17 protein-coding genes are annotated in these 21,904 nt (G+C 64.9%); 7 read left to right on the top strand and 10 right to left on the bottom strand.

The window, feature by feature from the left end:
• Positions 1-183 precede the first annotated feature (183 nt).
• A complete protein-coding gene (locus tag CXR00_RS14645; RefSeq protein WP_104055267.1) occupies positions 184-435 on the bottom strand; it encodes a hypothetical protein in 252 nt (83 codons plus the stop codon).
• A gap of 39 nt (positions 436-474) precedes the next feature.
• Positions 475-1,149 carry a deoxyribose-phosphate aldolase gene (deoC, locus tag CXR00_RS14650; protein ID WP_258060500.1) on the bottom strand — a complete coding sequence of 225 codons (675 nt, stop codon included), beginning with the start codon at positions 1,147-1,149 and terminating at the stop codon, positions 475-477.
• 445 nt (positions 1,150-1,594) lie between these two features.
• On the opposite strand from deoC, the gene CXR00_RS14655 reads away from it, so the two are divergent.
• The 3 genes from CXR00_RS14655 (at position 1,595) to CXR00_RS14665 (ending at position 4,842) form a co-directional block, all read left to right on the top strand.
• Complete coding sequence (locus CXR00_RS14655) at positions 1,595-2,638, top strand: hypothetical protein (protein WP_146068523.1); 1,044 nt, start codon at positions 1,595-1,597, stop codon at positions 2,636-2,638.
• Between the two features lie 109 nt (positions 2,639-2,747).
• Complete coding sequence (locus CXR00_RS14660) at positions 2,748-3,227, top strand: STAS/SEC14 domain-containing protein (protein WP_146068524.1); 480 nt, start codon at positions 2,748-2,750, stop codon at positions 3,225-3,227.
• Positions 3,220-4,842 (top strand): EAL domain-containing protein, encoded by a 1,623-nt coding sequence (locus CXR00_RS14665; protein ID WP_308470504.1) that lies wholly within the window; start codon positions 3,220-3,222, stop codon positions 4,840-4,842. The genes CXR00_RS14660 and CXR00_RS14665 overlap by 8 nt, the downstream gene beginning before the upstream one ends.
• 12 nt (positions 4,843-4,854) lie before the next feature.
• On the opposite strand, the gene CXR00_RS14670 is transcribed toward CXR00_RS14665, so the two are convergent.
• Complete coding sequence (locus CXR00_RS14670; RefSeq protein WP_104055271.1) at positions 4,855-6,615, bottom strand: phospho-sugar mutase; 1,761 nt, start codon at positions 6,613-6,615, stop codon at positions 4,855-4,857.
• A gap of 43 nt (positions 6,616-6,658) precedes the next feature.
• Entirely contained in the window at positions 6,659-7,459 is an 801-nt protein-coding gene (locus CXR00_RS14675; RefSeq protein WP_104055272.1) for a purine-nucleoside phosphorylase, read from the bottom strand.
• 105 nt (positions 7,460-7,564) lie between these two features.
• Here CXR00_RS14675 and CXR00_RS14680 point away from each other — a divergent pair, with 105 nt between their 5' ends.
• Both CXR00_RS14680 and CXR00_RS14685 read left to right on the top strand, forming a co-directional pair.
• Complete coding sequence (locus tag CXR00_RS14680; RefSeq protein ID WP_104055273.1) at positions 7,565-8,968, top strand: NAD(P)H-quinone dehydrogenase; 1,404 nt, start codon at positions 7,565-7,567, stop codon at positions 8,966-8,968.
• A gap of 492 nt (positions 8,969-9,460) precedes the next feature.
• Complete coding sequence (locus CXR00_RS14685) at positions 9,461-10,873, top strand: MFS transporter (protein WP_104055274.1); 1,413 nt, start codon at positions 9,461-9,463, stop codon at positions 10,871-10,873.
• A 79-nt stretch (positions 10,874-10,952) separates the two neighbouring features.
• On the opposite strand, the gene CXR00_RS14690 is transcribed toward CXR00_RS14685, so the two are convergent.
• On the bottom strand, positions 10,953-12,842 hold the full coding sequence (locus CXR00_RS14690) for an acetyl/propionyl/methylcrotonyl-CoA carboxylase subunit alpha (protein WP_104055275.1): 1,890 nt from the start codon (positions 12,840-12,842) through the stop codon (positions 10,953-10,955).
• Between the two features lie 403 nt (positions 12,843-13,245).
• Here CXR00_RS14690 and CXR00_RS14695 point away from each other — a divergent pair, with 403 nt between their 5' ends.
• Positions 13,246-14,034: an endonuclease domain-containing protein gene (locus CXR00_RS14695; RefSeq protein WP_258060502.1), complete on the top strand. Its 789-nt coding sequence runs from the start codon at positions 13,246-13,248 to the stop codon at positions 14,032-14,034.
• Positions 14,035-14,503: 469 nt separating this feature from the next.
• Here CXR00_RS14695 and CXR00_RS14700 read toward each other — a convergent pair whose 3' ends face one another.
• The 5 genes from CXR00_RS14700 to CXR00_RS14720 form a co-directional block, all read right to left on the bottom strand.
• Entirely contained in the window at positions 14,504-15,139 is a 636-nt protein-coding gene (locus CXR00_RS14700) for a nucleoside triphosphate pyrophosphatase (protein WP_104055276.1), read from the bottom strand.
• Positions 15,140-15,234: 95 nt separating this feature from the next.
• Positions 15,235-16,662, bottom strand: coding sequence for a dicarboxylate/amino acid:cation symporter (locus tag CXR00_RS14705; protein WP_258060503.1), 1,428 nt, complete (start codon positions 16,660-16,662; stop codon positions 15,235-15,237).
• A gap of 182 nt (positions 16,663-16,844) precedes the next feature.
• The gene (locus tag CXR00_RS14710; protein ID WP_104055550.1) at positions 16,845-18,539 is read right to left on the bottom strand and encodes a DUF885 domain-containing protein; all 1,695 of its coding nucleotides are present in this window, start codon (positions 18,537-18,539) and stop codon (positions 16,845-16,847) included.
• A gap of 112 nt (positions 18,540-18,651) precedes the next feature.
• On the bottom strand, positions 18,652-18,912 hold the full coding sequence (locus CXR00_RS14715; RefSeq protein WP_258060504.1) for an acyl-CoA carboxylase subunit epsilon: 261 nt from the start codon (positions 18,910-18,912) through the stop codon (positions 18,652-18,654).
• A complete protein-coding gene (locus CXR00_RS14720) occupies positions 18,909-20,504 on the bottom strand; it encodes an acyl-CoA carboxylase subunit beta (protein ID WP_104055278.1) in 1,596 nt (531 codons plus the stop codon). Before CXR00_RS14720 ends, CXR00_RS14715 begins: the two co-directional genes overlap by 4 nt.
• Before the next feature lie 720 nt (positions 20,505-21,224).
• On the opposite strand from CXR00_RS14720, the gene CXR00_RS18120 reads away from it, so the two are divergent.
• On the top strand, positions 21,225-21,695 hold the full coding sequence (locus tag CXR00_RS18120; RefSeq protein WP_146068525.1) for a hypothetical protein: 471 nt from the start codon (positions 21,225-21,227) through the stop codon (positions 21,693-21,695).
• Positions 21,696-21,904 lie beyond the last annotated feature (209 nt).

The raw sequence follows: 21,904 nt of genomic DNA on the forward strand, positions 1-21,904 counted from the left end.
TCGAATATAGGAGACCGGCTTACCGGTTTCTTAGCGTAGTGAGTACGTGGATGCCTGCCGGAAGTACGCGTTAATCACTTGGAACGGGGCCTAATGATGGCCCGGGGCTGGTGTACTGCCCGTTAAAGACGTTTGCACGCAGCCGGACCGGCTGCGTGCAAACGTTTTTTGAAGAGGTTGCTGCTACTTGCCGGCAACCCGGCCTTCGGCCAGTTCCTTGGCCGTATCCGAACGGCCCGTCACGAACGGCACGAAGTACGCCAGCGTACCCAGAGCCAGGCAGATCACCATCGGCCAGACGTTGTCCAGGCTCAGCCAGCTCAGCGAGTAAAGGCCAACGGCAAAGATCGCCAGGAAGATGATAAAGGTGACGAGGTTGCTGACAAGGTGCCCTTCACCCGAGTGCGTGGGCTGCTTGGACCGTGTTCCTGCCATGGTGTTCTCCGTTTCAAAAAGATTTCAGTAGCCGGCGGATCAGTAGTCCGACGCGGCGTTCCCACCCTTAACAATAGCGATACCGGAGCTCGCTCCGATACGCGTGGCACCGGCGTCGATCATTGCCTGCGCATCTTCGCGCGAACGGACACCTCCCGAAGCCTTGACCCCGAGGTCCGGTCCTACGGTCTTGCGCATGAGGGCAACGTCCTCCACGGTGGCTCCGCCGCCGTTGAATCCGGTGGACGTTTTCACGAAATCCGCTCCGGCTTCCACTGCTGCCTCGCAGGCCAGGACCTTCTGCTCGTCGGTGAGCAGCGCCGTTTCAATGATGACCTTCAGGATGCCGTTGCCGGTGTGAACCACGTCGGCCACGGCGGCAATGTCGCGGACCAGGGCGTCCCGGTCTCCGCGGCGGGCGGCGGCGATGTCGATGACCATGTCAATCTCGTCAGCGCCGTCCTGCAGTGCGCCCCGGGCTTCGAACACCTTCACTTCGGTGGTGGTGGCGCCCAGCGGGAAGCCGATGACCGAGCAGGTCAGGACGCCGCTGCCCTTGAGCGCGTTGCGTACGGTGCCGACCCACAGCGGGTTGACGCAGACGGACTTGAAACCGTATTCGGCTGCTTCGGCGCAGACTTTAAGGATGTCCTCACGGCTCGCCTCGGGTTTGAGGAGCGTGTGGTCAATGTACGAGGCAATGGCTGTAGACATGCCAACCATCTTGCCACAGGAGGGGTGCCGTTGGGCCCTGGAAAGACTATGGCCGGGTAAACGTCTTTCGACGCTAACCCGGCCATTTTGTTACCTACGGGAAAATGATGGGAAAAATCGTCGACAGCGGATTTACTACCGACGCTCCCACGCTGAGTGTTGCTGCCGATGCGGGTGCTGCTACACCAGCGACGGCGATTGTGGTGGCAAGAAGCAGAGCGGATGCCAGTTTTTTCATTGAGTCCTCCAAGTAGTAAATAACGACAAAGTAAAGTCTCGCTGAAGTGGGTCAATAAATCGATAGGTTGGAGGTAAAATCTAGGGTCCATTTTTTGTCAGTTTCCAGAGTGTAAGATTCGATGCACTTCGGTTCCATGACGGGGACGCTCGGGACGGCGAGCCTGGAGTACTGTAAGCGGAACAGGTCTTGAAATAAGCGAGTTAGGTGCAGTGGGAATTGGACAACTCTGTCGATCAAATGCTGAATGAGTACCGGGCACGCCTGCACTGGGACCGCCGGGAGTATAAGGCGGCCTTAGGCCATGCAACTGCGGCAGCCGATGAAGCCCTCACTAAAGAGGACATCACCGGGTACTGGCGCATGACACTCCTGCTGGCGGAATGCCAAATGGAGCTGGGTCTGATTCAGGAATTCGCTGCTAGCACCAAGAAATTGTCCGAGAGCTCGGCGCTGCAAGGGGATCAGGCAATGGTTGCGCGGGCCAAAGTCCTGTATTCGAGGGCGTTGGAGAGTCTGGGGCACATAGGCGAGTCCCTTGTCGTCGCTCAAGAAGCAGCGGCGATAGAACTCAATGAACCATCGGACACGGTGGACGAAATCGAGATGCTGCATGGTCTCGTCGCTGCTCTCGCTGAAAGCGATCAAGGTGCCGAGGCATGGACACACGCACTGAGACTGGCATCCCTGGCCGGGCAGCAGGACGACCAACATATCGCCGGCAAGGCCTACTGGGCAGTCGGCAACGTTGCGTTCCTGAACGGCGACGCCGAGAACGGGATTCGATTCCATAAACTGGCCGCTGAAAATCTTGCCCCGGATAATGACGTGAATACGTGGGCGTTTTTCAACAAAGCCTCCGCCCTGGCGCGCCTCTCCGCAGGTATAGCGGACCAAGAAACCCTCGAATGCATTGAACGGGCCGAGCTGGCCAACTCAGTTACCGGCGGAAGCCCACTCATGGAACTGGAACTTTCCACTGCCCGTGCACAGTGGCTCGTGTCCAACAACGGTGCTGAGGAAGCCGTGGCCTGCGTTCAGCAAATACTTGACCAGCGGGAACTTCTTCCCGAACATTTGCTTGCGGACGTGGAATACGTTGCAGCCCTTGCTTTGCATGACCTCGGGCGGAATGATGAAGCCTTGGCTGCAGCGGTTCATTCCGAAAAAGTCTTCATTGCGCACGGCGGCCGACGCCGGGCGCTGGAGGTCCGCAGCGTCATTGACAGCATTAATGCCGGCAGTCACTGATCGGAAAAAGCACGTGCGGGGCTAATAAGCATCAATTTCGGGAGTAGGCGCGGAGCACGACACTGCAGCGGCATCGCGCAGCGACTTTCCGGCGCTTCTGGGGGGAAGCATGACACAGCAACGATCGGTCGAAAGAACAGTCTGGAATGACTGTCCGGATGAGCGTTCTTCAGGCACGGGCACGGGCACGGGGGTTTACGGGTACGGATCTGCTCCGGCGCCGGACAAAGGGCCTAAAGTGGACGTGTCCCTGGCGCCCGAAGGACATATCCTGTTGATCCTCCCGCCCGGCGAAGTAGTCACCGGAACCATGGCCGCAGCGGCGAATGACGAAGTGGGGCGGCTGGCCGGCATCAGGAAGATGCCGATGCTGCTGGTTCTGACCGGCGTTGAAGCTGTCACCAGGAGTGCGCGCACCGTGTTCAGCAGTGCTCAGTCCCTGGCCGCCGTCGCGGTTCTTGGCATGACACCCGTGGACCGTGTCATCGCAAACTTCCTCCTGGGTGGAACCGTCCAGCCCTGTCCCACCCGCTACTTCTCGTCTGAACAGGAAGCCCTGGGCTGGCTGAGGCGGAAAAGCGTTGCCTGATGCCCGGCCCGGGAAACCGGCTGCGCCGGACATCGCACCGGAAACGCCGCAAGACGCCCGCCGTCCGCCCGAAGAAGACGGCCGTCTGAGCCAAGTTGTCGAAGGCATCATCCGAATAGCGTCAGGCGATCTCAGCACGCACATCCCCGTCTCCAAGGCCCGGGACCAGGTGGACGCCGTCATCACGGGCATCAATCTGCTGGCCGATGAACTCAACGAGGTCTACGCCGCCTTTGAAGAGCGGGTGGAAACACGCACCCGCGAGCTGCGCGAGGCACACCTGACCATGCAGAAGATGGCTATGACCGATCCGCTCACAGGCATCGGCAATCGCTCATCCCTGCACGAGGCGCTGACTGCTGCGGTCGCCAACCGCAGGGACGGCCAGCCGGGGCCGGCCGTCCTCCTGCTTGACCTGGACGGTTTCAAGGAAGTCAATGACAGTCTGGGGCATGATTCCGGGGACCTGGTGCTGATCGAGATTGCCGCACGGCTGGTGGCGGCGGCCGGCCCCGGCAGCGTTGTGGCACGCCTGGGCGGGGATGAGTTTGCCGTGCTGCTGCCGGTCTCCACCGTCCAGCAGGCACGCGGCACAGCGCTGAAAATCGTGGACTCCCTCAAGCAGCGCATCCCGTTGGAGGACATTGACGCCTGGACCGGGGCCAGCATCGGGATTCATCTGGCGGAGCCCCGTGAAGACGCCAGTGCAATCATGCTGCGTGCGGACACCGCCATGTACGCGGCCAAGGAGGACGTTCACCGGCGCATTAAAGTGTTTGAGCCGGTGATGCTGTACCGCAGGCAGCTGCGCCGCCAAACAGCGCGCGAGCTTCGCCAGGCCGCTTCGAATGGTGAGCTGTTCCTTGAATACCAGCCCGTGGTGGAGTTGCAGGGGGGCCGGCTGCAGGGCGTTGAAGCGCTGGTACGGTGGAACCATCCCAGCCGCGGTTTGGTGATGCCGGATGACTTCATCCCGCTGGCGGAAGAGACGGGGCTGATTGTCGGGATCGGCCGCTGGGTGCTGCACACCGCGCTGCAGCAGCTTGCACAGTGGCGCCAGCTGCTGCCTGCCGATGGGAAATTCCTGCTCCGGGTCAATCTGGCGGCGTCGGAACTGCAGAGCATGGATCTGGTGGACTTCGTGCGCGGCTCCCTGCGCACAACGGGAGCGGAACCCGGGGAACTGGTCCTCGAGATTACCGAAAGCGCTCTTCTCTTGGGCGGTGACGTGGAGACCTACTCGCTGCGCTCCCTGCAGGCGCTGGGGGTTGGCCTGGAAATCGACGACTTCGGCACCGGCTATTCCTCCATCAGCTACCTGCACCGGCTGCCGGTGGACACGGTCAAGGTGGACCGGTCACTGATTTCGGACATGGCCGACGACGACGGCCAGCTGAGGTTTGTGGCGGCGGTCCACAACCTGATCCGTGCCGCCGGCATGGATGCCGTCTTTGAAGGCATTGAAACCGCCAAGCAGGCACGGCAGCTGCAGGAGATGGGTTGCTGCTGCGGGCAGGGCTACTACTTCAGCAGGCCGCTTCCCGCGGTCCAGGTCACCGACCTGCTGCGGGAGGGGCGCACCCTCCCGCAGGCCGTCGTCGTTCTTCCCGGGTAACTCCTGCCGGCGTTACAGTCCCAGAGCGGCATTCACGTCGGCGAGCACCGCATCAAGCCGGGCGCGGCCCTGTTCGCGGGCCGCCGGAAGGTCCGCTGCGGATTCCACCGGAACAATCACCTCGAGGTAGCACTTGAGCTTGGGCTCGGTGCCGGAGGGGCGGATGATCACCCGGGTGCCGTCAGCCGTGAGGTACTTCAATCCGTCGGTGGGCGGCAGCTCGGCGCTTCCCTCGGCCAGGTCCACGGCGGATTCCACGGGGGAGCCGCCCAGGGACACAGGAGCCTGGGCACGCAGCCGCGCCATCATCTCGCCCAGCAGGCCCAGATCGGACACCCGGACGGAGAGCTGGTCGGTCAGGTGCAGCCCGTGCTCCAGGGCCAGGTCATCGAGTTCATCGAAGAACGTCCGCCCCTGCATCTTCAGGGCAGCAGCCATTTCGGCCACCAGGAGTCCGGCGGAAATGCCGTCCTTGTCGCGGACCAGGCCCGGCGCCACGCAGTAGCCCAGGGCTTCCTCATAGCCGTAGGTCAGGTGGGGCACACGGGAGATCCATTTGAAGCCGGTGAGGGTCTCAACGTGGGCAAAGCCGGCAGCTTCGGCAACGCGCGCCAGCAGGCGTGAGGAGACAATCGAGTTCGCGAAAACGACGCCCTTGCGCGTCTTCTCCCCGCGGACTTTCCAGTGCCCGGAGGTGATGCGGCGGGTCAGATGCCGGCCCAGCAGGGCGCCCACTTCATCGCCGCGCAGCATCCGCCACTCGCCGTCGGCCGGGTTGAGAGCCGCCACGGCAACGCGGTCGGCGTCGGGATCATTGGCGATGACCAGATCGGCGTTGTGCTCGACGGCGGTTTCCAGTGCCAGGTCCAGCGCGCCGGGTTCCTCCGGGTTGGGGAAGGCCACGGTGGGGAAGTCCGGGTCCGGCTGGGCCTGGGCAGCCACTGGAATGACCTTGCGGAAACCTGCGTCCTTCAGCACGGACTTCATGGTTTCCCCGCCCACGCCGTGCAGCGAGGTCAGGACAATCTTCAGATCCCGTTCCGGGAACCGTTCGCGCGATGCCAGCCGGTCCACGGCGTTGATGTAGTCCGCCACGATGGACTCGGACACGTCGGTCCAGCCTTCCGGGGCAATCTCAATGCTCTTCAGCGGCACGCTGTAGTCGATGCGGGCGGCAATTTCGGCGTCGTACGGCGAGACAATCTGCGCACCCTTGCCCGGGCCCTTCACCGTCCGCCCGCCGAGGTACACCTTGTAGCCGTTGTCCGCCGCCGGATTGTGGCTGGCGGTGACCATCACGCCGGCGTCGGTGTCCAGGGCGCGGACGGCGTAGGCGAGTACCGGCGTCGGAAGCGTGCAGGGGAGCAGGAAGGTTTCGATGCCGGCGGCACTGAACACGGCCGCCGTCTCCAGCGCGAAGGCGCGTGACTTGTGCCGGGCGTCGTAGCCGATCACGGCACTGGGGGTGTACTTGTCACCGGCCGTGTCCTGCAGGAATGAGGCGATGCCGGCGGCCGTGCGGCGCACCACCGCCCGGTTCATCCGGCGGGGTCCGGCGCCCAATGCAGCGCGCAGGCCGGCCGTGCCGAATTCCAGCGTGCCGGCAAACCGGTCCGCCAGCTCTTCCGCGGCAGCTGCTGCTGCGGAAGCATCGGCGGACAGCTCCGCGAGCAGCCCCCGCAGCTCGGCCGCTGTTCCGGAATCGGGGTCTTCATCCGCCCAGCTCTTGGCGGCGGTCACGAGCTCGTTCAGCTCGGTGGGATTCAACGTCATGGGATGTACCTGCGGATCGGGGATAGGAATGAAGCGGCGGCCGTTAGAGCTTGCCGATGATGTCAGCCAGCAGCCGGGAAATCCGGGGGCCTGCAGCGGCTCCGGCTTCCAGGACCTCGGTGTGGCTGAGCGGCTCCGGGCTGATGCCGGCGGCCAGGTTGGTGACCAGCGAGATGCCGAATACCTCCATGCCGGCGTGCCGGGCGGCGATGGCCTCGAGCGCGGTGGACATGCCCACCAGGTCTGCACCGATGGTCTTGGCGTACCGGACTTCGGCGGGCGTCTCGTAATGCGGACCGGTGAACTGGGCGTAGACGCCTTCATCCAGCGACGGGTCCACGGTGCGGGCCAGCTCGCGCAGGCGGGAGGAGTAGAGGTCCGTCAGGTCCACGAAGGTGGCGCCTTCCAGCGGCGAGGTGGCGGTGAGATTGATGTGGTCGCTGATCAGAACCGGGGTACCGGGCTTCCAATCGGGGTTCAGACCGCCGCAGCCGTTGGTGAGAACCATCACCTTGGCGCCGGCCGCGGCTGCGGTGCGGACTCCGTGGACGACGGCGCGGACGCCCTTGCCCTCGTAGTAATGGGTGCGTGCGCCGAGAACCAGCGCGCGCTTGCCCGACGGCGTCAGCACGGACCGAATGGTCCCCACGTGCCCCTGCACAGCGGGGGCGGAAAAGCCCGGGATATCCGTAGCGTTGAGGGTGGCAGTGGTCTCGCCGATGAGTTCGGCGGCCTCACCCCAGCCGCTGCCGAGGACCAGGGCAATGTCATGGTTGGGCACGCCGGTTTCCTCGGCAATGTACTTGGCGGCCTGCTGGGCTAGTTCAAAAGGATCGTTGCTCACTGGTCCAACCTACCGTGACTTATGCGTGCGCCGCATGGTGGCTGAGCTTGGGGCGGACCTTCCGGCGTTTGAGCGGGCGGCGGGGATGGGACAGAATGGACAACTGTGACGACCCAACTTGATTTTACTGCCCGAAAAATTGCGATCCTCGGCGGCGGCCCGGGAGGATATGAAGCCGCCATGGTAGCCGCGTCCCTCGGGGCGGACGTCACCATTGTGGAGCAGGACGGATTGGGCGGCTCAGCCGTGCTGACCGACGTCGTGCCTTCCAAAACCCTGATTGCCACCGCCGACGTGATGACCCGCTTCGCTTCGGCCTCATCCCTGGGCGTGGACTTTGGCTCCACCGGGCAGCCCGCGGTGGCGGACCTGAAGATGGTCAACAACCGGCTCCTGGCCCTGGCCAAGGAACAGTCCAATGACATTCACCGCACCCTTGAGCGGGTGGGCGTGAAGGTCATCACCGGCAAGGGCCGGCTGCTGGACAACAAGACCCTCGAGGTTGTCACGAAAGACGGCACGCAGACTGTTGAGGCTGAGGCGCTGCTGATTTCGGTTGGCGCCAGCCCGCGCGAGCTGGAATCCTCCATGCCCGACGGCGAACGCATCTTCACCTGGAAGCAGGTCTACAACCTCACCGAGATCCCCGAGCACCTGATCGTCATTGGCTCGGGCGTCACCGGCGCGGAATTCGCATCCGCCTACAACGGCCTGGGCACCAAGGTCACGCTGATCTCCAGCCGCGACAGGGTCCTGCCCGGCGAAGATGCGGATGCCGCCGTCGTGCTCGAGGACGTGTTCCAGGCCCGCGGCATGACCGTGCTGAACCGCTCGCGCGCCGAGTCCGTGAAGAACACCGGCAACGGCGTACTGGTCACGCTCGACGACGGCCGCACTGTGGAAGGCAGCCACTGCCTGGTGGCCGTGGGCGCCATCCCCAACACGGCAGGGATCGGTCTGGAAGAGGCCGGCGTGCAGCTCGATGACCGCGGACAGATCAAGGTGGACGGCGTTTCCCGCACGACCGCTTCCAACGTCTACGCCGCCGGCGACTGCACCGGCGTGTTCAACCTTGCCTCCGTGGCCGCGATGCAGGGCCGGATCGCCATTGCGCACCTGATGGGCGACGGCGTGAAGCCGCTGAAGCTCAAGAACGTCGCCTCGAACATCTTCACCTCCCCGGAGATTGCCTCCGTGGGCGTGTCCGAACAGGACATTGCCGAAGGCCGCTACCAGGGCGACGTCATCAAGCTCTCCCTGCACACCAACGCACGGGCCAAGATGATGGAGGTCAAGGAAGGCTTCGTGAAGATCATTTCGCGCAAGGGCTCCGGCACCGTCATCGGCGGCGTTGTGGTGGGCCCGCGCGCTTCGGAGCTGATCTTCCCGATCGCCATCGCGGTCACCCAGAAGCTGCACGTCGATGACCTGGCCAACACCTTCACGGTGTACCCGTCGCTGACCGGTTCCATCTCCGAGGCTGCCCGTCGCCTGCACGTGCACATGTAGTTTCTGTTTTCGGCTGCAAGGCCGTCAGGGTTCCTGTTTGGGGCGGTTTCCCGTCCTGCTAAGCCCGCGTCCGCGGTGGATTTGTTCCGCTGCGGAGGCGGGCTTTTTGCTGCCCGGGCGGATCGGCTGCTGTCTGGCTCTGGCGTTCGTCCTCTGTCCTTCGAGTGTGCATGCCCTGCTGGGTGGAGCCGCTTCGCCCGTCCGCTGAACAGATAACGGGGCCATCCCGGGGCCCCTCTCATCCGTTGAACAGATAACGGGGCCATGTCGGTTCCAGAAGCCCGTTATCCGTTCTATGAATGACCCGGTACGAAGATTCTCCCCGAGCGGCAGAGGATGCCGGCCGCGCAGACGGGGCTGACGTCGTCGTCGGCCTTGGAAGATGTCCACGAATGACGCACCGTGTCCATATAGTGGACACGATGTCCGAATGCTGGGATGTGGCTCATAGCATTATGCAAATAACCTCACTCCCACTGAGAAAGACCTCCAATGTCTACTACCGATCCCTCCGCGACACCTACGCCGGCACCGGCGCCGGCAAAGGCCAACACCAAGGGCCGGGTGATTGTCGCCAGCCTCGTCGGAACGTCCATCGAGTTTTATGACTTCTACGTCTACGCGACCGCTGCGGTCCTCGTCTTCCCGCGCCTGTTCTTTCCGAATGCGGAGGGCGTGACGGCCCTGCTGAGTTCGTTCGCGGTCTTCGGCGTGGCCTTCATCGCCCGCCCGTTGGGATCCATTGTTTTCGGCCACTTCGGCGACAAGGTGGGACGCAAGGGAACCCTGGTGGCCTCGCTGCTGACCATGGGTATCGCCACTTTCCTGATCGGCTGCCTGCCCACGGCCCTCACGCCGGGCTGGACCATCTTGGGCCCGGCACTGCTGGTGGTCCTGCGTTTCGCCCAGGGCCTGGCCCTCGGCGGCGAATGGTCCGGAGCCGCACTGCTGGCTACGGAGAACGCACCGGCCGACAAGCGTGCCGTGTGGGGAACCTTCCCGCAGCTCGGCGCTCCGATCGGCTTCATCCTGGCCAACGGCCTGTTCCTGCTGCTGAGCTTCCAGCTGACCAGCGACCAGTTCGACGACTGGGGCTGGCGCGTTCCCTTCCTCGCCAGCGCCGTCATGGTGATCATCGGCCTGTATGTCCGGCTGAAACTGGTGGAGACCCCGGCCTTCCAGAAGGTTGTCGACTCCGGTGAAGTGAGCAAGATGCCGCTGAGCCGCGCGTTCAAGTACAGCTGGCGCGAGATGATTGCCGGCACGTTCATCATGCTGGCCACGTACGTGCTGTTCTACCTGATGACCACCTTCACGCTCTCCTACGGCACCGCCGCCAAGAGCGAGGAGGCTGCCCGCGCCACCGCTGAGAAGGCAGGTAAGGCCTTCGATCCGGACACCTTCGCCGCCGGCCTGGGCTACGCCCGCAATGACTTCCTGATCATGCTGATCATCGGCGTCGTGTTCTTTGGAATCTTCACGCTCGTCTCCGGTCCGCTGGCCGAGAAGTTCGGCCGCCGCAAGACGCTGTTGGTGGTGACCACGGGAATCCTGCTCTTCGGGTTCACCTTCTCCCCGCTGCTGGGCGGCGGAACCGTCGGTGTCATGGCCCTGCTGATCATCGGCTTCACGCTGATGGGTCTGACGTTCGGGCCGATGGGCGCCATGCTGCCCGAACTGTTCCCCACAAACGTGCGGTACACCGGGTCGGCGATCGCGTACAACGTCTCCTCCATCCTGGGCGCGGCAGTGGCTCCGTTCATCGCGGTGGCACTGTGGCAGGCAGCCGACGGCAGTCCGTGGCTGGTAGGTGTCTACCTGTCCTCGATGGCCGTGCTGACGCTGATCGCGCTGTTCGTCACCAAGGACACCAAGGACGTGGACTACACGAACCACTCCAGCTAACCCCGCAGCGTTAACGACAACGGCTCGGTCCCCGGTGAAGGGGGCCGAGCCGTTTTGTTGTTGCCGTTGTTGCCGGGGGTTAGTCCAGGATCGACGCGATCACAGCACCGGCGGACACCGTCGCACCGGGCAGTGCGCTCAGCCCCGACACGGTGCCGGACTTGTGCGCGGTGAGCGGCTGCTCCATCTTCATGGCTTCGAGTACGACGACGAGATCACCTTCAGCGACCACCGTACCGTCCTCGACGGCCACCTTCACGATGGTGCCCTGCATGGGGGACGTCAGGTCGTCGCCGGTGGCGGCCGGGTTGGCTCCGCCGCGGCTGCGCGAGGACTTGCGGGCCTTGCCGTTGGCGCCGGCTCCGCGGTTGCCCGTGCCGTTGGAAGCGCTGCCGTTGCCGCCGAGTCCTGCCGGGAGCACGACGTCGAGCCGCTTGCCGCCGACCTCCACCGTGACGCGCTGCCGGCCGCCGTCGTCGTTCCGTGAATTTTGCTCACCGGACCACGAGGGGATGTTGTTGACGAAGTCCGTCTCGATCCAGCGGGTGTGGACCTTGAACGGGCCGGCCGCCGGGGCGAAATCCGGATGTGCAACCACGGCGGCGTGGAACGGCAGCACGGTGGGCATGCCGGTGATTTCCATTTCCGCCAGGGCACGGCGGGCGCGCTGGAGGGCCTGCTCGCGGGTGGCGCCGGTGATGACCAGCTTGGCGAGCATGGAGTCGAAGTTGCCGCTCACGGTTTCGCCGGCTTCGATGCCCGAATCCACGCGCACGCCGGGGCCGGTGGGCAGCTTGAGCGTGTCCACGGTGCCCGGAGCCGGCATGAAGCTGCGGCCCGGATCTTCGCCGTTGATGCGGAATTCGAAGGCGTGGCCACGGATCTCGGGATCGCCGTAGCCGAGCTCCTCGCCGCGGGCCAGCCGGAACTGCTCGCGGACCAGGTCCAGGCCGGTGACTTCCTCGGACACCGGGTGCTCCACCTGCAGGCGCGTGTTGACCTCGAGGAAGGAAATGGTGCCGTCGGTGCCGACCAGGAACTCGCAGGTGCCGGCGCCCTGGTAGCCGGCCTCGCGCAGGATGGCCTTGGAAGCGTTGTACAGTCGCTGGTTCTGCTCTTCGGTCAGGAACGGGGCGGGTGCTTCCTCGACCAGTTTCTGGTTGCGGCGCTGCAGCGAGCAGTCGCGCGTGGAGACGACGACGACGTTGCCGTGCGCATCGGCCAGGCACTGGGTTTCCACGTGGCGCGGGGCGTCCAGGAAGCGCTCGATGAAGCACTCGCCGCGGCCGAACGCTGCGGTGGCTTCACGGACGGCGGAGTCGAACATTTCGGGGATTTCTTCGCGGGTGCGGGCCACCTTGATGCCGCGGCCGCCGCCGCCAAAGGCTGCCTTGATGGCCAGCGGCAGTCCGTGTTCGTCGGCGAAGTCCAGGACTTCCTGTGCGTTCTTCACCGGATCGGCGGTGCCCGGCACGAGCGGGGCGCCAACCTTGGCCGCGATGTGGCGGGCCTGGACCTTGTCGCCGAGCTGGGAGATGGCGTGCGGGGAGGGACCGATCCAGGTCAGTCCGGCGTCGATGACGCGCTGGGCAAACTCGGCGTTTTCGGAGAGGAAGCCGTACCCGGGGTGGATGGCGTCGGCACCCGACTTGCGGGCGGCGTCGAGGATCTTGCCCATATCCAGGTAGGACTCCGCGGCGGTGCTGCCGCCCAGGGAGTAGGCCTCATCGGCGAGGCGGACATGCAGGGCGTCCCGGTCGGGGTCGGCGTAGACGGCAACCGAAGCCAGGCCTTCATCGCGGGCGGCCCGGATGACCCGGACGGCGATTTCGCCGCGGTTGGCGATCAGGATCTTGGTGATGCTGCGGGTGCTGATCTGCGTGGTCTGGGTGGCGTCCTGCGGGTCCTGCAGGGTGCCCTGCGGGGTTTCCTGCAGGCTGCCGGCGGGTGCGGGGTTGAACTGGCTCATTGAATGCACTGGCTCCTTTTGATCTGTTCGGAGCCTAGCGCGATTTTGTGGTTTCCAGCCATATTGCGTGCTGTTTCTGCGTGGGACACCGGGTTTCGTTGTGGGGACCCTACAATCCAGTGCCGTTCGTCGGGCGGGCGGGGCAGGGCTAACTGCTGCCTGTTTCCCTGCACAGCGGGAAGCAGCCCCGCGGCTGTACCCAGTGCCGTCCACCAGATGCCGCAAGTCCGGCCCGGCATGATTGATGGATTATATGAGACTGCCGAAGCCGCTCCCTCGACCGCTGGAGGGTCAGCCTTTTACCGTCGTCGAAGCCAAATTGCTGGGGGTGGGAACCGAACGGCTGCGTGCCGCTGACCTCCGCACTCCCAGCCGCTCCATTCGGGTTCCGCGAGGCTCGGCGATGAATCTGGTCAACAGCTGCAGGCCGTACCTTGATCTGTTGCCCGATGCCGTTATCAGCCATGCCACGGCTGCAAGGCTTCACGGTCTGGTGCTGCCGCGGCGGCTGGCGGAAGAACATGTGCTGCACCTGAGCCGCGGCTTCGGCAAGGGACAATCACGGCGGCGAAATGTTGTGGGACACCGTCTGGAGCTGAGCCCCGAGGAAAAGAGCATCATTTCGGGCTTGGCTGTGACCGGCATAGCCCGAACCTGGTTGGACGTTGCGGGGCTGCTTTCGTTGGAAGAGCTCATTGTGATGGGGGACCAGATTGTGAGCGAGCATCATCGGAACTTTGGTCCGCCACGGCTGCCGCTCGTTCCCTTGCAAGAACTGCGGGCGTTTATTGAGGCCAAGCACCGTGTTGCGCACGTTCGCAAGTGCCGCTCCGCGCTGGAACGACTTCGTGTTGGTGTGGATTCACCGCCCGAAACCGTGCTGCGGCTCATGCTGTCGAACGATCCACAAATGCCCGAGTTTGTACCCAACGTGGCTATCTGCGATGACAGCGGTGAGCCGCACGTTTGGGCCGACCTCGGCTGCCGGGAATTCCGGACCTGTCTCGAGTACGACGGCGCGCACCACCTCGCCCCTGAGCAGCAAGCCCGCGACCATTACCGCGACCTAAAGACGGCTGAACTCGGTTGGGTGCAGGTCAAAATCAGCAAAACGGATCTAGCCCGGGGCCAGCGCTACGTCTGGGCAAAGGTGCGCCGCGGATTGGCCTTGGCCGGTTGGCGCCCTTCGTGAACCGGTCATCCGTCACGGGTCATTCGTAGAACAGGTAACGGGCTTCCGGACCCGGAATGAGCCCGTTATCTGTTCTACCGACGGGCTCAGGACCCGGGAGGAGACCGTTATGTGTTCTAGGGATGGGTCGGAACTGAGGATGAGCCCGTTATCTGCTCTACCGACGGGCAGGGCCTCGGATATCCCCGGCCTGTTGGCGCCCTTCGTGAACCGGTCATCCATCACGGGTCATCCGTAGAACAGGTAACGGGCTTCCGGACCCGGAATGAGACCGTTATCTGCTCTACGGGCGGGCGGGAACCCGGGATGAGACCGTTATCTGTTCTACGGACGGGCGGGGACCCGGGATGAGACCGTTATCTGTTCTACGGGCGGGCGGGAACCCGGAATGAGCCCGTGATCTGCACGAAGGATTCCAGGGACCCTGTACAACGGACAGTCAGGAACCCGCCGAAGCAGGGAAAGAACCCTACCGGTCCCAGAGGTCCGTGATCTTCACGCCGGCGCTGGCGAGCAGCTCGCGCAGCATCGAGACGGAAAGGCCGACGACGGCATGCGGATCGCCGTCGACCTTCTCGATGAACGCTCCGCCCAGGGAGTCGATCGTGAAGGACCCGGCCACCTGCAGGGGCTCGCCCGTGGCGACGTAGGCGTCGATCTCCTCGTCGGTGAGCTTGGCGAAGTACACCGAGGCGGAGCTGACGCCGCCGAGCGTAGCACCGGAGCCGTCGTCGTCGTCCGTGTCGCGGCAATCCACGAGCCAGTGTCCGGTGTGCAGCACGCCGACTTTGCCGCTCATCCGGCGGATGCGCTCGCGGGCCACTTCGGGTTCCCAGGGCTTGCCGTGCGCTTCGCCCTCGAACTCGAAGACCGAGTCGCAGCCGATCACCAGGGATCCCTCGGCCTCGGGCAGGGCAGCAACGGCTTCGGCTTTGGCGCGGGCGAGCAGCAGCGCGGTGTCGTGCGGGTCCGGTGTGCCGTAGCGGGCGGTGACGGCGTCTTCGTCGACGTCGGACACGAGCACGGAATGGGCAATTCCTGCGTTGGTCAGCAGCTTGGTGCGGGCGGGAGAGGCGGAAGCGAGGATCAGGTTCAGGTCAGTCACCCCTCAAGCCTAACGGGGTCGGTGCCGGCGGCCGGAACGCAAGAAGGCCGCCCCGGAAATCCGGGACGGCCCTCACGGCGACAACAATCAGTACATCAACGCACCTGGGCGCTGGCGGGCACCGTGGCCTCGACGGCGTCGGTCACCTCGGCGGCAACCTCTTCGGAGTCGTCGGCAAACGGATCACCGTTGCGCTTGGCGTTGTACATCGGAAGGTCCAGCAGGCCGTTGCGCTTGGCGACGATCGCGGGAACCACGGTCTGCCCGGCCACGTTCACGGCGGTGCGGCCCATGTCCAGGATCGGGTCGATGGCCAGCAGCAGGCCAACGCCGGCCAGCGGCAGGCCCAGGGTGGACAGGGTCAGGGTCAGCATGACGACGGCGCCGGTGGTTCCGGCGGTCGCGGCAGAACCCAGCACGGACACCAGGGCGATCAGCAGGTAGTCGGTGAAGCCCAGATCAATGCCGAAGAACTGCGCCACGAAGATCGCGGAGATGGCCGGGTAGATCGAGGCGCAGCCGTCCATCTTGGTGGTGGCGCCCAGCGGCACGGCGAAGGATGCGTAGGCCCGGGGTACGCCGAGGTTCCGCTCGGTGACACGCTGGGTCAGCGGCAGGGTGCCCACGGAGGAGCGGGAAACGAAGGCCAGCTGGATAGCGGGCCAGGCGCCGGAGAACCACTGGCGGATGGACAGGCCGTGGGCCTTGATGAGCACGGGGTAAACCACGAACAGCACGATGGCCAGGCCAACGTAGATGGCAATGGCGAACATGCCCAGTGAACCGATGGTGTCCCAGCCGTAGGTGGCCACGGCGCGGCCGATCAGACCCACGGTGCCCAGCGGAGCCAATCGGATGATCCACCACAGGACCTTCTGGATGACGGCCAGCGCCGAGGCGTTCAGTGCCAGGAACGGGGCAGCGGGCTTGCCGACCTTCAGCGCGGCAATGCCGACGGCGATCGCGATGACCAGCACCTGCAGCACGTTGAAGTTCATGGCGGTGGACGCAGCACCGGACTCGGCGATCGAGGTGCTGGCGGTCAGGCCCAGGAAGTTGGCCGGAATCAGGCCGGTCAGGAAGCCCATCCAGCTTCCGGTGCCGCCCTGGTATTCGGCGGGCGGCTCGGCGTCGGCGTTGGCGCCGGGCTGCATGATCACGCCCAGCAGGATGCCGATCACCACGGCGATAAGTGCCGTGATGGCGAACCAGAGCAGCGTCTGCCAGGCCAGGCGGGCGGCGTTGGACACCTCGCGCAGGTTCGCAATGGAACTGACGACGGCGGTGAAGATCAGGGGGACGACGGCGGCCTTCAGCAGCGAGACGTAACTCGTGCCGATGGTGGTCAGCGTGGTCGTCAGCCAGTTGGGCTCGCCGTCGCCGACGGTGCCCATGTTCTTGGCCAGCAGGCCCAGCAGCAGGCCCGCAATGAGGGCGATGATGATCTGCGGTCCGAACGCAGTCATCCAGCGGGGCAGCCTGCGGCCGGAGGAAGTCTTGGGGGAGGGGGTCTGTGTGGTCACCTAAAGATGCTAGTAGGCAGTCTTTATCAGAGGAGATTGCTCGTTGCGAAATGTTACGCCACAGAATCGGAACGCTCCGCGGCGGATAAAGGGAAAACCCCCGGGACGTGGCGGTGTACTGCCCATCCCGGGGGATATTCCGGCTCTTGGTGTGATGAATGTCGCTCTGAAAGAGGCGGGGATTACGCCTCCAGCAGTGCCCGGCGCAGCGTGTCCAGTCCCACCGACCCGAGCTCCAGGGCGCGGGTGTGGAAGCGCTTCTGGTCGAAGTCCTCGCCTTCCCGGCTGCGCACCTCGTCGCGGATTTGCTCCCAGAGCCGCTGGCCCAGCTTGTAGGCGGGGGCCTGTCCGGGCCAGCCGAGGTAGCGGGTGAACTCGAAGTTCAGCTGTCCCTCGGAGATGGCGATGTTCTGCTTCAGGAACTCGTATCCCTTTTCGGAGGTCCAGGTTCCGGAGCCCCAGCGTTCGGGGATTTCCAGTTCCAGGTGCACGCCGATGTCGAAGACCACGCGGGCGGCCCGCATGCGCTGGGCGTCCAACATGCCCATCTTGTCGCCGGGATCGCTGAGGTAGCCCAGCTCGTCCATGAGCCGTTCGGCGTACAGGGCCCAGCCCTCACCGTGTCCGGAGACCCAGCAGATGTTCCGGCGCCAGTTGTTCAGCAGGCCGCGGGCCGCCGTCGCCGTCGCGATCTGGAGGTGATGGCCCGGCACACCCTCGTGGTAGACCGTGGTGGTTTCCTTCCACGTGGTGAAGGTGTCTTCACCGGCGGGGACGGACCACCACATGCGGCCCGGGCGGGAAAAGTCGTCGCTGGGACCGGTGTAGTAGATGCCGCCTTCCTGGGTGGGGGCAATCATGCACTCGATCTCGCGCATGGGTCCGTCAATCTGGAAGTGGGTGCCGGCGAGGTCCTGTACGGCGCGGTCCGCCAGGCCCTGCATCCAGGCCTGCAGTTCATCGGTGCCGTGCAGCTGCCGCTCGGGATCCTCGTCCAGCAGGCGCATGGCTTCTTCGACGGTGGCGCCGGGTTTAATCTGCTCGGCCACGGCTTCCTGCTCGGCAATGATGCGGTCCAGTTCGGCCACGCCCCACGCGTAGGTTTCTTCCAAATCAACGGCGGAGCCCAGGAAGCGGCGGGACATCAGCGCGTAGCGCTCCCGGCCGACGGCGTCCTTTTCCGGAGCCTTGGGCAGCAGTTCGTTTTCCAGGAACGCGGCCAGGTTGCGGTAGGCGGCGCGGGCGGAGTCGGCACCGGTGCGCAGAGCAGCGGTGAGGCTCTCGGGAAGGTCGCCGCCGTCGGCCAGTGCGGCACCGGTGACGTAACTGTCAAAGAAGCCGCCGTCTTCGGCGTACTTGGTGGTCTGTTCCATGACAATCAGCACCTGGCGGCGGGCCGGCAGCAGGCCGCGCTCGCTCCCGGCACGCAGGGAGGTGATGTAGCCGGAGACAGCGTCGGCAACGTTGTGCAGGCGGCCGGCAATGTGCTGCCAGTCCTCAACGGTGGCAGCGGGCATGAGGTCGAAGATCGACCGGATTTCCTGGGCCGGGGACGCGATGTTGTTCAGGTCCGAGAGGTTCCATCCGGACTCATGGATTTCCAGTTCCAGGCCCAGGCGCTCATGCATGGCGTCGAGGGTTACCCGGTCAACGTCGTCGCTGGGCTGCAGGCCGTCGAGGCGTTCCAGCGTCTCCCGGATGGCTTCGGCCACGGATTCCAGGCCGGCAGGGGAATAGTCCGCGTATTCGGTTTCGCGGCCGGGGATTCCCAGCGACGTGGCCAGGGACGGATCCAGCTGCAGCAGCGTCTCGGTGAAGGCATCGGCAACGGCGTCGATGGCGGTCGGCTGGCGGGTGCGCGAGCCAGCGAAGGACAGGGGATCTGATGAAGGAGTCTGTTGGGTCACAGGTGAAGCCTAACCGGTCCCTCGGACATCCCCGGATGAATGAAATCACAACGTAACGCAAACAGTTGCCCCGGGCCGCCGGTTAGCGGAAGCTGCGCCGCCAGGAGCCGGGGCCGGGCTTGGGTGCCAGGCTGAGCATCCGCCGCCGGTGCCACGTGCGGCGGGCGGACTCCGGCGCGGGGCGCGCCGCGCCGTCGTCTGCGCTCAGGCCCATCACGACGGCGGCCAGCGCCGCGAGTTCCTCCTCGGACGGGTTTCCCGACAGCACGGAGAACAGGGGAGGCTGCGGCGGTGCGCTCTGCGGTTCCCGGCCCCAGGTGTCCGGCATATCCCAGGCGGTCACAGCGGGATGTTCCCGTGCTTCTTGGCGGGCAGCGACGCGCGCTTGTCCCGCAGGGCGCGCAGCCCGCGGATCAGCTGGAGGCGGGTTTCGGAAGGGGCGACGACGGCGTCAACGTACCCGAGCTCGGCGGCCTGGTACGGGTTGAGCAGTTCCTCCTCATACTGGGTGATGTAGTCCGCGCGTGCCTGCTCAACGCTTTCACCGGCGTCGGCCGCCTGCTTGAGCTGGCCGCGGTAGAGGATGTTCACCGCGCCCTGGGCGCCCATGACGCCAATCTGGGCCGTGGGCCAGGCGAGGTTCAGGTCCGCACCGAGCTTCTTGGAACCCATCACGATGTACGCGCCGCCGTACGCCTTGCGGGTGATGACAGTGAGTTTGGGAACCGTAGCCTCGGCGTAGGCGTAGAGCAGCTTGGCGCCGCGGCGGATGATGCCCTGGAACTCCTGGTCCTTGCCCGGCAGGAAGCCCGGCACGTCCACGAAGGTGAGGATGGGGATGTTGAAGGCGTCGCAGTGGCGGACAAACCGGGCGGCCTTTTCGGAGGCGGCGATGTCCAGGGTGCCGGCGAACTGCATCGGCTGATTCGCCACGATGGCCACCGTGTGTCCTTCGATCCGGCCGTAGCCGATCATCACGTTGGGCGCGTAGAGGGCCTGCATCTCCAGGAAATGGCCGTCGTCGAGCACCTGCTCAATGACGGCGCGCATGTCGTACGGCTGGTTGGCGGAATCCGGGATCAGCTCATCCAGGGCAAGATCGCCGTCGTTCAGTTCCATGTCCGAAGCGAACGCTGCCAGCGGAGCCTCGGCAAGGTTGTTGGACGGCAGGAAGTCCAGCAGCTCGCGGACAAACTCAATGGCGTCCTCTTCATCGGAGGCCAGGTACGCGGAGGTGCCGGTGTTGGCGTTGTGCTGCCGGGCGCCGCCGAGGGTTTCCATGTCCACGTCCTCGCCGGTGACGGTCTTGATGACGTCGGGCCCGGTGATGAACATGTGGCTGGTCTTGTCCACCATGACCACAAAGTCGGTCAGCGCGGGGGAGTAGGCAGCCCCGCCGGCGGAGGGGCCCATGATGAGGGAGATCTGCGGGACCACGCCGGAGGCATGGACGTTGTTGCGGAAGATATCGGCGAACATGGCCAGCGAGGCGACACCTTCCTGGATACGGGCACCGCCGCCGTCCAGGATGCCGACGACGGGGCAGCCGTTGCGCAGCGCGTGTTCCTGGACCTTGACGATCTTCTCACCGTTGACTTGGCTCAGCGATCCGCCGTACACGGTGAAGTCCTGGCTGTAGACGGCGATGGGCCGGCCGTCCACGGTGGCGTAACCCGACACCAGGCCGTCGCCCAGCGGCTTCTTCTTTTCCATGCCGAACGCGGTGGACCGGTGCACGGCGAGGGCATCGAATTCGACGAAGGACCCGGCATCAACGAGCATCTCGATGCGCTCGCGGGCGGTGTGTTTGCCCCGGGCGTGCTGCTTCTCCACGGCGGCCGGACCGGACGGCATTTGCGCCTGCTCCTGGCGGCGGCGGTACTCTGCGATCTTGCCGGCTGTGGTCTGCAGATCAAGGTCCTGGTCGATGCTCATCTGGTCTCCGGAGTGCGCAGTGGTTGGGGCGTTTGCCGTGCGGTATCGGTGCGGCATTTCTGCGTTAAGTAGGAATTGCACAACGCGCACGGCGATTTATCCAGTCTAGTGAGGTCATTCACCGGTCCCCGGTGTAGGGATCCTACAATTTCGCACCGTTGCCCTTGGCCTGGTGTCCGCGGGGCGAGCGTCTCTTGTTCGTCCTCTGATGACGGTGCAGCCGTAACAGTAGGGGTGCTGTGAAAGGATTTCTCCCGACCTGCAGGGGCTGCCGGTCCACTGGGGGAGGTGCTGGACGCCGTGATGGAAGCGGACTTATGGGTAGTGCTGCAGGCAGCTGCTTTGGTGACTGCCGGTTTTGGTATCTGGATTCTGGCTCGGGCTTGCTGGGACTATGCCGGGGTTCCGGCGGTCAGGGACGCTTATCTGGAGCTGGTCTATGCCCGGATGCAGGAGCTCGGGTGGGCGTCAGCGCCGGGTGGCGGAGGGGCTGCCCGGACTGTCCGTTCTGTCCGGTCGGTGAAATCTGTGCGCTCTATTCGTTCTGGGCAGTCTGCCCGTTCGGTGCTGCCCGATCGTTCTGCGCCCCCCGTTCGCCGCCGGGATGCCGAATTCCTCCGGCGAACCCGGCGCGGTCTCCTTTCGCGGCCGCTTGAATCCGAACGCGCGGCGTCGCAGAAGGCTCTGCTGCAGCTGGTCAGCCGGCCGGCTCTTTCGCCGATGCAGCGGATACCGGCGGCCGACCTGCTGCCGGAGGTGGCCGAAGAGGTGGCAGCCGCCACCACGCTCCAGGACTTGGTCCGCACCGAACGGTTGCAGGGGGCAGCCTTCCGACGGCTGCTCCGCTGGGAGGCACCCCGCCGCTTCCGTGCTGTCTTCCTCCCGGGGATGGCCCGGTATCTGGATTTCGTGGGTCGGGGAAGCTCGCTAGGACTGGCTTTGGGTGTCCTCCTGGGTGGTGGCTTGACCGGCAACGCGGACCTGGTTGGCGCATTGACCGCCGTGTGCGGCGTGGCCGGAGCAATCTTCTTCACATTGACGGTCATCCGCTGCGAGTCCCGTTCCTGGCCCGCGGGAGAATCCGGCGTGTGGCTGCGCCTGGCCCGCAGGTATCCGCAGGCTTATTTTCTGCTGAGGCTGGTACTGGCAACCGCGGTGGTGCTGTTTGTGCTGTACCTCGTGCAGGGGTGATTCCCAGTCGGTCGGGATATATCGCCGGACCAGGGGAGGTTGGGATCCTTCGTGCAGATAACGGGCCCAAAACGCTCCGGGCGGGATCCTTCGTGCAGATAACGGGCCCAAAACCCGCTTTTGGGCCGATATAAGCCCCGGATCTGCACGAAGGATTCGGGCATTCCCCGGGAGCTGCACGAAGGATCCTGGTGAAGCGGCGTCAGATG

The organism is Arthrobacter sp. 9E16 (genome assembly GCF_002929435.1).
In the GTDB taxonomy this organism is placed as follows: Bacteria; Actinomycetota; Actinomycetes; order Actinomycetales; family Micrococcaceae; genus Arthrobacter_B; species Arthrobacter_B sunyaminii.

What these genes read in the sequence shown, in the direction of transcription:
- CXR00_RS14645 (WP_104055267.1), bottom strand. Translation starts at nt 435, where the DNA reads ATGGCAGGAACACGGTCCAAGCAGCCCACGCACTCGGGTGAAGGGCAC.
- deoC (WP_258060500.1), bottom strand. Translation starts at nt 1,149, where the DNA reads ATGTCTACAGCCATTGCCTCGTACATTGACCACACGCTCCTCAAACCC.
- CXR00_RS14660 (WP_146068524.1), top strand. Translation starts at nt 2,748, where the DNA reads ATGACACAGCAACGATCGGTCGAAAGAACAGTCTGGAATGACTGTCCG.
- CXR00_RS14670 (WP_104055271.1), bottom strand. Translation starts at nt 6,615, where the DNA reads ATGACGTTGAATCCCACCGAGCTGAACGAGCTCGTGACCGCCGCCAAG.
- CXR00_RS14685 (WP_104055274.1), top strand. Translation starts at nt 9,461, where the DNA reads ATGTCTACTACCGATCCCTCCGCGACACCTACGCCGGCACCGGCGCCG.
- CXR00_RS14690 (WP_104055275.1), bottom strand. Translation starts at nt 12,842, where the DNA reads ATGAGCCAGTTCAACCCCGCACCCGCCGGCAGCCTGCAGGAAACCCCG.
- CXR00_RS14695 (WP_258060502.1), top strand. Translation starts at nt 13,246, where the DNA reads ATGAATCTGGTCAACAGCTGCAGGCCGTACCTTGATCTGTTGCCCGAT.
- CXR00_RS14720 (WP_104055278.1), bottom strand. Translation starts at nt 20,504, where the DNA reads ATGAGCATCGACCAGGACCTTGATCTGCAGACCACAGCCGGCAAGATC.
- CXR00_RS18120 (WP_146068525.1), top strand. Translation starts at nt 21,225, where the DNA reads ATGCAGCGGATACCGGCGGCCGACCTGCTGCCGGAGGTGGCCGAAGAG.